The following is an 11,826-nucleotide window of genomic DNA, read 5'->3' as shown; positions in this document are numbered from 1 at the left end:
GAAAAGCAATCCACGACGATAGCAAAGGCCGAGCCCGCGCGCTGTCGCGGCCCGGTCAGCAGCGCCCAGCGGCGCCTACTTGAAGAAGCAGATGTCCAGCATCAGGCGCACGCTGCAGCCGTGGTCGGTGCCGCCGTCCACCATGCGCACCGGCACGCCGCCCAGCAGCATCGCACCGTCGGCGCCGTACGCCAGCGGCGAACGCGCGGCCTGGCTGAAGGGGCCGCTGAGCGTTTCCTGCTCGACGTACTTCAGGTACTGGCGCCGCGAGAAATCGACCGTGTCGGCCGACTTCAGCGCCACCGCCGCGTAGCGCTTGCCGTAGACCGTGCCGAAGTAGCGCAGCACCGGCCCGGTGCGGTCGCCGTACTTCACCTCGGCCTTCGCGAAGCCGGTCTGGACGAGGAAGTTGCGGTCTTCGGGCGTCAGGTCGGCGTCGAAGGCCATCAGCACGTACTGGCCTTCGAAGCTCTGGTTGCGCGCCACCTTCAGTTCGCCGATGAGCGCGGGCGTGACCTTGGTGCGGCCGTCCCAGCGCAGCAGCGCGGCCACGGACGGGTCGCCGTCGAACACGTAGTGGTACTTGTCGCCGGCGATGGCGACCTTGCGGCCGTCCTTGGCCGCGACGAAGCTCAGCACGCGGTCCTTGCCGTGGACGGGGTCGCCCTCGGGGGTGCTGGCGCAGCCCACCTGCAGCAGGCCGAAGGCGGCGCAGGCCAGCGCCAGGAAGAAGCGACGCGCGGGGGTCGACAGCGAAGAAGAAAGAGGCACGGTGTGTCCGGGGTTCGAGTTCATCCAGCCCCGGACTCTAGCGCCGCGCCGCGCTCAGAAGGTGTGAATGAATCCGGCGTGGCCGAGCAGCCTGCCCAGGCGCGCCCCCTCAAGGCGCAAAGCGCAGCCATAGCCGGGCTATGGCGAGCATTTGCAACGCAGAGGGGGCGTGTCTGGGCGGGATGAGCGGGCATGGCGGATTCGTTCACACCTTCTCAATGGTCCAGGTCGACGCCGTCGGCCACCAGCTTTTTCTGCAGCGCCGCCACGTCGATCGCCGCGAAGCGCCCGCTGCCCAGCGAGGCCGCCGCCGTGCCCGCCGCCTGCCCCATGACGAAGCAGCCGCCGCTGGCACGCGCGGCCGACTGGCCTTCGTGCGTCATCGAGGCGCAGCGCCCGGCCACCAGCAGGTTGTCGAGCGTCTGCGGCACCAGCATGCGCCACGGCAGGTGGTTGTAGGCGTTGGCTTCGTCGCGCGGGAAGGCCCACTCGATGCGGCCGTCGGCGTGCATTTCCATCGGCCAGGCGTTCAGGCCGATGGTGTCGTCGAAGGTGGCCGAGCCGAGGATGTCTTCGCGGCCCAGCGCGTACAGGCCCTGGATGCGCCGCGTCTCGCGGATGCCGACCTGCGGCGCGATCTCCACGATGGCCGACGGCGCGAAGCCCGGCACCTCGGCTTGCAGGAACTTGAAGTACGCCGCGATCTGGCGCCGGCCTTCGAGCTCGCCGTCGCTGAGTTCGCGCGCATCGACGCCGTTCATCGCGCGGCCTTCGGCGTTGCGGATCTGCGTGACGTTGGCGCGCCACTCGCGCGGGTCCTTGTTGGGCCGCAGGATCGCGCCTTCGCGCGGAAAGCTGTACTTGCCCGGATGCTGCTGCTCGGCGCGCGCCATGAAGCCGTTGATGGCCGAGAACTCGCCCACCGCTTCCAGCGCGGCCGGTGCGTCGACCTGGCCGATGCGGAACATGGTGGTCGGGAACAGCCCGCTGCCGTGGCCGTCGCCCACTTCGAAGGGCACGCCCGCGAAGGCCGCCACGTCGGCGTCGCCGCTGGCGTCGATGAAGGCGTTGGCGCGGATCGCCTGGCGGCCCGATTTCGTTTCGACCACCAGCGCGCCGATGCGCGCGCCGTCGTGCAGCACCGCAGCGGCATACGCGTGGAACAGCATCTGCACGCCGGCCGCTTCGAGCAGCTGGTCGGCGGCCAGCTTGTAGGCCGAGGTGTCGTACGAGCGCACGCAGATGCGCCCGCCCATGCCGTTCTGCGGCGCGTTCATGCCGTTGAAGCCGGCGATGCGGTCGATGAGGTCGTCGACCACGCCGCGCACCAGCTGCGTCATCTCGCCGCGGCGCTTGCCGTACAGGCCCGCGAAGTTGGTCACGCCGCCCGCGGTGCCCATGCCGCCGAGAAAACCGTAGCGCTCCACCAGCAGCGTGTGCGCGCCGTGGCGCGCGGCGCTCACCGCGGCAGCGATGCCGGCGGGGCCGCCGCCGACCACGACCACGTCGAAGTCGCCGAACACCGGCAGCGCGCGCGCCGGTTCGGTCAGGGTGTGTGGTTGCTGCGTCGCCGCCATCACTGGAGCTTGATGCCGCGGGTCGAAATGATCTTGCTCATGATCGCCGCCTCTTCCTTCACGCGCGTGCGCATGCCGTCGGGCGAGGTCCCCACGGCCTGCCAGCCTTGCTCGAAGAGCTTGCGGCGCACGTCGGGGTCTTTCATGACGATCTCGATCTCGCGGCTGATGCGCGCCTGCGCGGGCTTCGACAGGCTGGCCGGGCCGAGCAGCGCCACCCACACCTCGAGGTTGAAGTCTTTCACGCCGGCTTCGGCCAGCGGGGCGATCTCGGGCACCAGCGCGCTGCGCCCGCCCGTGAGGCCGACGGCCTTGAGCTTGCCGGCGCGGATCTGCGGCATGGCCACGCCCGGCGGAATCAGGCCCATCTGCACCTGGTCGCCCAGCATGCCGGTGACGACCTGCGGGTTGCCCTGGTAGGGCACGTGCTCGGGCTTGAAGCCGTTCACGCGGCTCTTGAGCAGTTCCATGCCCAGGTGGCCGACCGAGCCCACGCCCACCGAGCCGTAGTTCCACTTGTCGCCGGCCTGGCGCGCGGCATCGAAGAACGCGGTGCCCGAGGGCAGGCTGTTCTGCGCCACGAGCACCAGCGGCGCGGTGGCGATGAGCGAGAGGTAGGTGAAGTCCTTCGCCGGGTCGTACGGCAGCTTGGGGTACAGCATCTTCGACGACGTGAGGTTGCCGTTGATGACGATGCCCAGCGTGTGGTCGTCGGTGGCCTTGGCCACCTGGTCGGCCGCGATGTTGCCCGAGGCGCCGGCCTTGTTGTCCACCACGACCGGCTGGCCCAGCGCGCGGGACAGCGGCTCGGCAATGGTGCGCGCCGCGATGTCGGGCGTGGAGCCGCCCGGGAAACCCACCAGCAGGCGGATCGGCTTGGTCGGCCACGCGGGGGTGTCGGCGCTGGCGGACAGCGGCAGCGCCGCGGTGGCGGCCAGGCCGCAGGCGATCAGGAGGGCTCTCTTGGTGGCTTGCATGGGAAAAGACAGTTAAAAGGTAAACAAAAATGCAAAGAGAGCCAGCTTAACTGGCGCGCCGAGCCCTGGGCAAGGCGCACCCTCGTCAGTCGAGGCTGATGTTGCCCCGGCGCACCAGCTCCCCATACACCTTCGACTTGGCCTCGGCGTTGCGCTCGATTTCCTCGGGCGACCAGGCCAGCGGCTCGAAGGCGAAGGTGTCGAAGCGGGCGCGGATGTCCGGGTCGGCGATGACCTTGGCCACGTCGGCGTTGATCTTGGCCTTGACGGCCGCCGACACGCCCTTGGGTGCCAGCAGCGACACGAAGGAGTTGACCTCCAGCGAAGCCGGGCCGCCGGCCTCGGCCATGGTGGGCACATCGGGCATCTGCGGGATGCGCTTGGGCGCGGCCACGGCGATGTAGCGCAGCTTGCCGGCCTTGTAGATGCCCTGGCTCGACGGGATGCTCGCGAAGGCCCACGGCACCTCGCCGGTGCCCACGTTGGAATACAGCTGCGACACCTCGCGGTACGGCGCGTGCCGCATGCGGATGCCCGTGAGCGCCTCGAGCTGCTGCGCGCCCAGGTGGCCCGGGCTGCCGACGCCCCACGAGCCGTAGACGATGCCTTCGGGGTTGGCCTTGGCGGCGGCGATCAGGTCGCCCATGGTCTTCCACTTCGACTCGGTGCCCACGGCCACGAAGAAGGGCGTGCGGAACAGCGAGGCGACCGGGTCGAAGTGCTGCAAGGTCACGAAGTTGCGCGACTTGTACAGGTGCGGTAGCGCGGCGATGTGCTCGCTGTCCAGCTGCAGCAGCGTGTAGCCGTCGGGCGCGGCGCGGCGCGCCTGGTCGATGGCGATGAAGCCGCCGCCGCCGGGCCGGTTGTCGACCACCACGCGCTGGTTCCACAGCCGCGAGAGCTTGTCGGACACGAGGCGCAGCACCGCGTCGGGGCCGCTGCCGGCCGCGAACGGGGTGATCAGCGTCACTGGCTTGCTCGGGTAGTCGCTGCCCTGCGCCCAGGCGCCGGAGGCGGCGGTCAGGGCCAGGACGGCGGTCGTCAGCAATGCGCGCGGAAAGTTCATGGGTTGTCTCCTGGGCCTTCGGCCTCGTTGGTAGGGATCGGGTGAAAAAACCGTGTCAGCGCGGCGCGGGCGTCTCGCCCAGGCAATGCTCGGGCCGCCAGGCGTACAGCCATTCGACCGCATCGTAGAAGCGTTCGGGCGTGCGCCCGGTCCACAGGCTGTTGCGCACGAGGCGCTCCACGCCCTGGGCGTGGTACAGCCGCCCCATCTCGCGCACCGACAGCACGACGCGCGCGCAGCGTGCGATGCGGGCCTGTTCGTAGCGCTGGAAGGCGGCGGTCATGTCGAAGTCGCAGGCCTTCACGGCCTCGCCGAGCGTCACGGCGTCTTCGAGTGCCATGCAGGCGCCCTGCGCGAGGTACTGCATCATGGGATGCGCCGCGTCGCCCAGCAGCGTGGCCGGGCCGTCGCTCCAGCATTCGACGGGGTCGCGGTCGGCAGTGCTCCAGCGGCGCCACGAGGTCGGGCGGTCGAGCAGCTGGCGCGGGCGGGCGTGCACGCCTTCGAAGTACGACAGCACCTCTTCTTTGCTGCCGTCGGTGACGCCCCATTCTTCGGCATCGCGGCTGTGGAAGGTGACGACCAGGTTGTACTGCTCGCCGTGGCGCAGCGGGTAGTGCACGAGGTGGCAGTTGGGGCCGGCCCAGACCACGGGCGCGTTCCATTGCAGGTCGGCGGGCATGTCGGCCGCAGGCACGACGGCGCGGTAGACCACGTGGCCCGACACGCGCGGCGCGTCGCCGATGAGCTTGGCGCGCACCACCGACTTCACGCCGTCGCAACCGACGATGGCATCGGCCTGGAAGCGGCGGCCGTCGCGCGTGACGGCCGTGACGCCATGCGCGCCGGTGTCGATCGCCTCGACCTGCGCCGAGGTGTGGAAGCGGATCAGCGGATGCTGCTTCACGGCCTCGTGGATCGCGCCGTGCAGGTCGGCGCGGTGGCTCACGGCATACGGATTGCCGAAGCGTGCGCGGAAGGCCTCGCCGACGGGCACCGAGGCGACTTCGCTGCAGTCGACCGCGTCCATCATCACGAGCCGGTCGGTGAACACCGAGCTGCGGCGCACGGCCTCGCCCACGCCCAGCGCGTCGAGCGCCGCGAAGGCGTTGGGGCCGAGCTGCAGGCCGGCGCCGATCTCGCCGATGACGGCGCTCTGTTCGAGCAGGTCGATGGCCACGCCCAGGCGTGCGAGCGCCAGCGCAGCGGCCATGCCGCCGATGCCGCCGCCGACGAGCAGCACGGAGGGAGGATGCTTCGAGAGGGTCATGCGCGGGCCGGGACGCTCAGTCGATGCGAACAGTCAGGGACGGCAGGCGTTCGATGCTGACCTTGATCGTCTGGCCCGGCTTCACCGCGCCCACGCCTTCGGGCGTGCCCGTGAAGATCAGGTCGCCAGGCTGCAGCGCGAACAAGGTCGAGAGGTTGGCGATGACTTCGTTCACCGACCAGATCAGGTGCGTGATGTCGCTGTTCTGGCGCACCTGGCCGTCCACTTCGAGCGTGATGGCGCCGGCGTTGATCTCGCCCACGTCGGCCAGCGTGCGCAGCGGCGCGATGGGGGCCGAGAAGTCGAAGGCCTTGCCGATCTCCCAGGGGCGGCCAGCTTCGCGCATCTTCATCTGCAGGTCGCGGCGCGTCATGTCCAGGCCCACGGCGTAGCTGTGGATGTGGCTGGCGGCCTGGTCGACAGGAATGTCCTTGCCGCCCTTGCCGATGGCGACCACCAGCTCGGCTTCGTAGTGGTAGTTGCTCGTGAGCGAGGGGTACGGCACGGCGCCGGTGGCACCTTCGGCCACGGGCACGACCGAGGCGTCGTCGTTGGGCTTGCAGAAGAAGAACGGCGGTTCGCGGTCGGGGTCGAAGCCCATCTCGCGCGCATGCGCCGCGTAGTTGCGGCCCACGCAGTAGACGCGGCGCACGGGGAACTGCCGGTCGGAGCCGACGATGGGCAAGCCGACGATGGAAGGGGGTGTGAAGACGAAGGACATGGAAGCTCCTGCCGCGTGGGACGGCACATCAGACAAACAAGAAGAGAAGGAAAGAAGGTCGTCGCGCTTTCAGGCGTCTTCGAGAAAGGCTTCGCGCAGGATGCCCATGGCCTGCTGCACGGGGCGGTCGGAAAAACTGAAGAGCACGGTGTCTTCGTTCGGTGACGACAGGCGCAGCGGAGCCCACGAGGGCACGACGAAGGTGTCGCGCGGGCCGAAGTCGAAGCGCTGGCCGGCGATTTCGGCCGTGCCGTGGCCTTCGACCACGCTGTAGACGGTGCCGTCGGTGGCGCGGTGCGCCTGGCCTGCGAAGCCCTTGGGCAGCAGCTGCAGCTGGGTCGAGATGGTCGGCATCGGCGAGCCGCCCGTCAGCGGGTTGATGTAGCGCAGCTTGTGGCCCAGCCAGGCGTCGGGCGCCTCCTGCTTCTGCAACTGGGCCAGCGCCTCGCGGCTGCGCAGGTAGGGGTAGTTGAAGATCGGCGAGGTGGCCGAGGTGTGGTCGTGCCGCACCGGCACCATGTTGTGGCCGAAGCGCGCCAGGCTGTGGCCTTCGGGGCGCGCCACGTGCTGCACCTTGGCGTCGTCGTTCTCGGCAAAGCCGGCGTCGAAGAAACGCAGCATCGGAATGTCGAGGCCGTCGAGCCAGACCACCGGCTCGGTCACGCCTTCGATGCCTTCGTTGCCATGGTCGTGCCAGGCCCACGAGGGCGTGATGATGAAGTCGCCGGGGTGCATGGTCGTGCGCTCGCCGCCCACGGTGGTGTAGGCGCCCTTGCCGTCCACGATGAAGCGCAGCGCCGACTGCACATGGCGGTGCGACGGCGCCACCTCGCCCGGCATGATGAGCTGCAGGCCGGCGTAGATCGACTGCGTGATCGACGCGTTGCCGGGCAGCGCCGGGTTCTCGAGCACCAGCACGCGGCGCACGGCCTCTTCGGCGGTGATGAGGTCGGCCGACTCCATGAGCAGCGGGCGGATCTCGTCGTAGCGCCACAGCGCGGGCACGCAGGGGCTTTTGGGCTCGCGCGGCACCAGCGCGTGCAGCGACTCCCACAGCGGCGAGAGGTTCAGCGGGCGGATGCGGGCGTAGTAGTCGCGGCGCTCGGCGGCGTTGGCCGGTGCGCTGGCGGCATGGGAAGAAGCGGGGTTCATGGGGTCGGTGTCTCCGTTGGCGGCATTGTTGACCCGCACCACTATTTCCTCAAGACCGCGTGCCAATACACGGAATTCGAAATTTCGATAATGGTGCCTTTCGCTTTCGCCTTCAGGGCTCCACCCCGCCTCATCCCATGTCCAAGCTCGATCTCGAATGGCTCGCCGTGTTCGACGAGGTCTACAAGACCGGCAACGTCACCAAGGCCGCCGAGCGCCTGGGCATGGCGCAGGCGGCCGCCAGCACGGCGCTGAACAAGCTGCGCGCGCACTTCGACGACCGCCTGTTCACCCGCACCGCACAGGGCATGCAGCCCACGCCGCACGCCGAGCGCATCTACCCGAACCTGCGCGAGGCGCTGGCGCAGCTGGCGCAGGCCCAGGGCAACCGCAGCAGCTTCGAGCCGGCGCGCGCGCAGCGGCGCTTTCGCATCTGCATGACCGACATCAGCGAGGTGGTGCTGCTGCCCGGCCTGCTCGACCACCTGCGCCATGCGGCGCCGGGCGTGCACATCGAGACCGAGATCATCTCCACCCACAGCGGCCGCCGGCTGCAGGACGGCGACGTCGACCTGGCCGTGGGCTTCATGCCGCAGCTGGACGCGGGCTTCTACCAGCAGGTGCTGTTCATGCAGAACTTCGTCTGCCTGGCGGCGCAGAACCATCCGCGCATCGGCGCCAAGCTCACGCGCAAGCGCTTCGAGGAAGAGGCGCACGCGGTGGTGTCCAGCTCGGGCACGGGGCACGCCATCGTCGACACCACCATCGCGCGCCTGGGCCTCAAGCGCAACGTGGTGGTGCGGCTGTCGAGCTTTCTGAGCGTGGCGCGCATCGTGGCCCACACCGAGCTGATCGTGGTGGTGCCGCGCATCCTGGGCAACGTGCTGGCCACGCAGGAGCCGGTGAAGGTGCTGGCGCCGCCCTTCACGCTGCCGGCCTATGCGGTCAAGCAGCACTGGCACGAGCGCTTTCATGCCGACCCGGGCAACGCCTGGCTGCGCCGCACGCTGGCCCAGCTGTTCAGCGGCAGCTGAACGGCACCAAAGGGCGCCCGGGCGCTCGCATAATCGCGGCTCCCCACCCACAGCCCACAGAAAAAAGGCGCCCCATGTCTTCCATCACCCTCCGATTCCTGGCCGAACCCAGCACCGTCAACTTCGGCGGCAAGGTCCACGGCGGCACGGTCATGAAGTGGATCGACGAGGCCGGCTACGCCTGCGCCACCAGCTGGGCCAAGCGCTACTGCGTCACCGCCTTCATCGGCAGCATCCGCTTTCACCGGCCGATCATGATCGGCGACCTGGTCGAGGTCGAGGCCCGCCTGGCCTACACCGGCAAGACCAGCATGAACATCTCGGTCGAGGTGCGCAGCGGCGACATGAAGGGCGGCGTGATGGAAAAGACCACCGAATGCCTGATCGTGTTCGTCTCGGTCGACTCGCACGGCCGGCCGCTGCCGGTGGAAGCCTTCGTTCCCGGCACGCCCGGCGAAATGGCACTGGCCGAGCGCGCCAAGGCGCACCTGGACGCCAGCCGCGCCGCCGGCGGCACGCCCTGATCCCGGGCGCGGGGATAGGCGGCGCGCCCTAACCACGGGGCGCCCGGGCGGCTAGAGTCGTGCGATTGCATCCCAAGGAACACATCGCATGGCCACCTCCCGAGACGACGACAGCAACGACAAGACCGACCGCATCAAGGACTCGGCCCAGCAGATCTGGCTGGCCGGCCTCGGCGCCTTCGCCAAGATGCAGCAGGAAGGCAGCAAGGCCTTCGAGGCGCTGGTCAAGGACGGCGCCGGCATGCAGAAGAAGACCCAGCAGGCCGCCGAGGAAACCCTGGCCCAGGCCCAGCAGCGCATGGCCGGTTTCGCCAGCGAGTTCGGCACCAAGGCCGCCGGCCAGTGGGGCAAGCTCGAGAACATCTTCGAAGACCGCGTGGCGCGCGCGCTCGAAAAGCTCGGCGTGCCCTCGGCCGCCGACGTGGCCGCACTGCAGGCGCGCGTCGAGGCGCTCGAGGCCCAACTCAAGCAGCGCGATGCCAAGACCTCGCCCGTGCGCGCCTCGCGCAAGACCGCGCCGGCCCCCGCCGCCAAGAAGACCCTGCGCCGCACCAAGGCCGGCTGACATCGTTCTGTAATTGCGGCACTGCACAAAAATTCAGCGCCGCAAAACATGTCCCGCACCGTTCATGGTGCAGCGCACATGCGCTAGAGTGCCCCCAAGACCAAGAGAAACCACGGGGGCACCGACATGGCAAAGAAGGCGCCACGCCGCACTGCGCAACGCATCCTCGAAGCTGCATTGGATTTGTTCAACCGCTTCGGGGAACCGAACGTGTCGACCACGCTGGTGGCCGGCGAGCTGAACATCAGCCCCGGCAATCTCTACTACCACTACCCCGCCAAGGAAGAGCTGATCAACAAGCTCTACGAAGGCTACGAAGCCGAGCTCAACGAGCTGCTGCACGCCAGCGAAGGCGTGCACGACGTGGAGGACGCCTGGTTCTTCATGCACAGCCTCTTCGAGCTGATCTGGCGCTACCGCTTCCTGTACCGCGACCTCAACGACCTGCTGAGCAAGAACCGGCACCTGGAGACCCAGTTCCAGCTCGTGCTCAAGAACAAGGCGCGCGCCATCCGCCAGCTGATCGCCGGCCTGAGCCGCGCCGGCCACCTGGACATCGACGCGCACGAGGTCGACACGCTGGCCCAGAGCATGGTCGTGGTGCTGACCTACTGGCTCAGCTACGAGTACGTGCGCAACCCGCGCCAGGCGCTCGAGCCCGCGCACGCGCAGGGCGCGCTGATGCGCGGCGGCCACCACACGCTGCACCTGCTCGCGCCCTACCTCGCACGCGACCAGCGCCGCCACCTGCTGGCGCTGAGCAATGCCTACAACGGCGAAAGCGCCGCCAACAGCAACCCCAGCCCCGTGCCACCGACTGTCGATATGGCGGCCTAGAACATCCATGCCCCACTCCGATTTCAAACCGCTCTCGCTGCTGTCCGCCGGCCCTGCCGCGGCCACGGCCACCGCCGGCACCGAACCCTGGACGCCCCTTCCCTACCCCGACGTGCCCCGCTACGACGCGCGCAGCCTGCTCGCCCACTGGCAGCGCCTGCACGCCGGCCACGCACTGCCGCCGCCCGCGCCCGACGCGCCGCTGGCCGAAGGCTGGGCGCTGTACCACAGCGGCGAGTTCGAACGCGCCGCCGCCCTCGGCCTGCGCCACGGCCCCGACGGCCTGGCGCTCGCCAACCAGGCGACCGCCATCTACGCCAACTACCTGGAGCCGCGCGAGGCCGTGCGGCTCGCCATGTTCCGCCAGGTGATCGAACGCGCCGGCGCGCAGGTCGCGGCCGAACCCGACAACTGCCAGGCGCTGTACTGGCAGGCCTACGCGCTGGGCCGCTATAGCCAGGGCATCAGCGTGGCGCGCGCCCTGGCGCAGGGCCTGGGCACCAAGCTCAAGGGCGCGCTGGAGCACGTGATCGAACTGCAGCCGGAACACGGCGACGCGCACCTCGCGCTGGCAGCCTTCCACGCCGAGGTGATCGACAAGGTCGGCGCGCTGGTCGGGCGCATGACGTACGGCGTGCGCGCCGAAACCTCGATCGAACTGTTCGAGCGCGGGCTGACGCTGCACCCGCAGTCGGCGGCCGGGATGATGGAGTACGCGCGTGCGCTGCTGATGCTGCACGGCGAGTCGCGCCTTGGCGAGGCGAACGGGCTGTACGAGAAGGCGGCGGCGCTGACGCCAGCAGATGCGCGAGAGCGGCTGGATGTGGAGCTGGCGCGGGCGGGCCTGACGGACTGACGCGTTGCCGTCAGGCAGCTCTCGATTCATCGCGTCGAGCAGTCCCCTGAATCTGAAGGTGGCGACTGGCCGGAATTCAGATTCACACCCGCGTGGGCGTAGCTATCGGCCATGCCGACGAGCTCCACATCCACACCACCGGTTGCCTTGCGCCAGAGGCCACACGATTGGACGGCGAGGCAATACTCATTTTGGGAAATGAGTATTGCCTGCGACCAACAAGTCTGCATGTCCAACACTTTTGCACTCATCATGCCAACCAAAACGTGGATCAGTGCAAATCTCATGACGTACCGTTGCCGGCAAATCATAGGCCGATAGATTTAGATCGTTTTTCAACGCAGCAAATACCGACCCTCTTGCTGGCCAGTCGATAATTTCCGGGCCACTCAGAATCTCATTGCCCAATTCCATTTCTTTTTCTATTATATATTGCAAATCATTGCAAATACCAATGCTCTTTTTCATTTATAAAT

The 11,826-nt window shown here is 68.6% G+C and carries 13 protein-coding genes; 5 read left to right on the top strand and 8 right to left on the bottom strand.

Going from position 1 to position 11,826, the window contains the following annotated elements; translation table 11 throughout:
* Positions 1-75: 75 nt before the first annotated feature.
* From AC07O4_RS26940 to gtdA, 7 genes are all read right to left on the bottom strand, one after another.
* Positions 76-771: a hypothetical protein gene (locus AC07O4_RS26940; RefSeq protein WP_495306127.1), complete on the bottom strand. Its 696-nt coding sequence runs from the start codon at positions 769-771 to the stop codon at positions 76-78.
* A gap of 215 nt (positions 772-986) precedes the next feature.
* Complete coding sequence (locus AC07O4_RS26935; protein ID WP_495306126.1) at positions 987-2,348, bottom strand: FAD-dependent oxidoreductase; 1,362 nt, start codon at positions 2,346-2,348, stop codon at positions 987-989.
* Entirely contained in the window at positions 2,348-3,325 is a 978-nt protein-coding gene (locus AC07O4_RS26930) for a Bug family tripartite tricarboxylate transporter substrate binding protein (RefSeq protein ID WP_095743265.1), read from the bottom strand. Before AC07O4_RS26930 ends, AC07O4_RS26935 begins: the two co-directional genes overlap by 1 nt.
* 85 nt (positions 3,326-3,410) lie before the next feature.
* The gene (locus AC07O4_RS26925) at positions 3,411-4,391 is read right to left on the bottom strand and encodes a Bug family tripartite tricarboxylate transporter substrate binding protein (RefSeq protein ID WP_095743264.1); all 981 of its coding nucleotides are present in this window, start codon (positions 4,389-4,391) and stop codon (positions 3,411-3,413) included.
* A gap of 55 nt (positions 4,392-4,446) precedes the next feature.
* Positions 4,447-5,661: a 3-hydroxybenzoate 6-monooxygenase gene (locus AC07O4_RS26920; RefSeq protein ID WP_495306125.1), complete on the bottom strand. Its 1,215-nt coding sequence runs from the start codon at positions 5,659-5,661 to the stop codon at positions 4,447-4,449.
* Between the two features lie 16 nt (positions 5,662-5,677).
* Positions 5,678-6,382, bottom strand: a complete 705-nt coding sequence (locus tag AC07O4_RS26915; RefSeq protein ID WP_492743139.1) for a fumarylacetoacetate hydrolase family protein — start codon at positions 6,380-6,382, stop codon at positions 5,678-5,680.
* 69 nt (positions 6,383-6,451) lie between these two features.
* Positions 6,452-7,534 (bottom strand): gentisate 1,2-dioxygenase, encoded by a 1,083-nt coding sequence (gtdA, locus tag AC07O4_RS26910; RefSeq protein WP_495306124.1) that lies wholly within the window; start codon positions 7,532-7,534, stop codon positions 6,452-6,454.
* 137 nt (positions 7,535-7,671) lie between these two features.
* On the opposite strand from gtdA, the gene AC07O4_RS26905 reads away from it, so the two are divergent.
* The 5 genes from AC07O4_RS26905 (at position 7,672) to AC07O4_RS26885 (ending at position 11,350) form a co-directional block, all read left to right on the top strand.
* A complete protein-coding gene (locus AC07O4_RS26905; protein ID WP_062476092.1) occupies positions 7,672-8,568 on the top strand; it encodes a LysR family transcriptional regulator in 897 nt (298 codons plus the stop codon).
* A gap of 74 nt (positions 8,569-8,642) precedes the next feature.
* On the top strand, positions 8,643-9,092 hold the full coding sequence (locus AC07O4_RS26900) for an acyl-CoA thioesterase (protein WP_062476095.1): 450 nt from the start codon (positions 8,643-8,645) through the stop codon (positions 9,090-9,092).
* Positions 9,093-9,180: 88 nt separating this feature from the next.
* The gene (locus tag AC07O4_RS26895) at positions 9,181-9,657 is read left to right on the top strand and encodes a phasin family protein (RefSeq protein ID WP_487848804.1); all 477 of its coding nucleotides are present in this window, start codon (positions 9,181-9,183) and stop codon (positions 9,655-9,657) included.
* A gap of 126 nt (positions 9,658-9,783) precedes the next feature.
* The gene (locus AC07O4_RS26890; RefSeq protein ID WP_062476101.1) at positions 9,784-10,494 is read left to right on the top strand and encodes a TetR/AcrR family transcriptional regulator; all 711 of its coding nucleotides are present in this window, start codon (positions 9,784-9,786) and stop codon (positions 10,492-10,494) included.
* A gap of 7 nt (positions 10,495-10,501) precedes the next feature.
* Complete coding sequence (locus AC07O4_RS26885) at positions 10,502-11,350, top strand: tetratricopeptide repeat protein (protein WP_307589798.1); 849 nt, start codon at positions 10,502-10,504, stop codon at positions 11,348-11,350.
* A gap of 186 nt (positions 11,351-11,536) precedes the next feature.
* On the opposite strand, the gene AC07O4_RS26880 is transcribed toward AC07O4_RS26885, so the two are convergent.
* Positions 11,537-11,818, bottom strand: coding sequence for a hypothetical protein (locus tag AC07O4_RS26880; RefSeq protein WP_495306123.1), 282 nt, complete (start codon positions 11,816-11,818; stop codon positions 11,537-11,539).
* Positions 11,819-11,826: the final 8 nt, after the last annotated feature.

The sequence above is a fragment of the Variovorax sp. GW821-FHT09D04 genome (genome assembly GCF_059416405.1).
The sequence above is the reverse complement of the archived record's forward strand: the minus strand, read 5'-3'. Positions and strand labels throughout refer to the sequence as shown.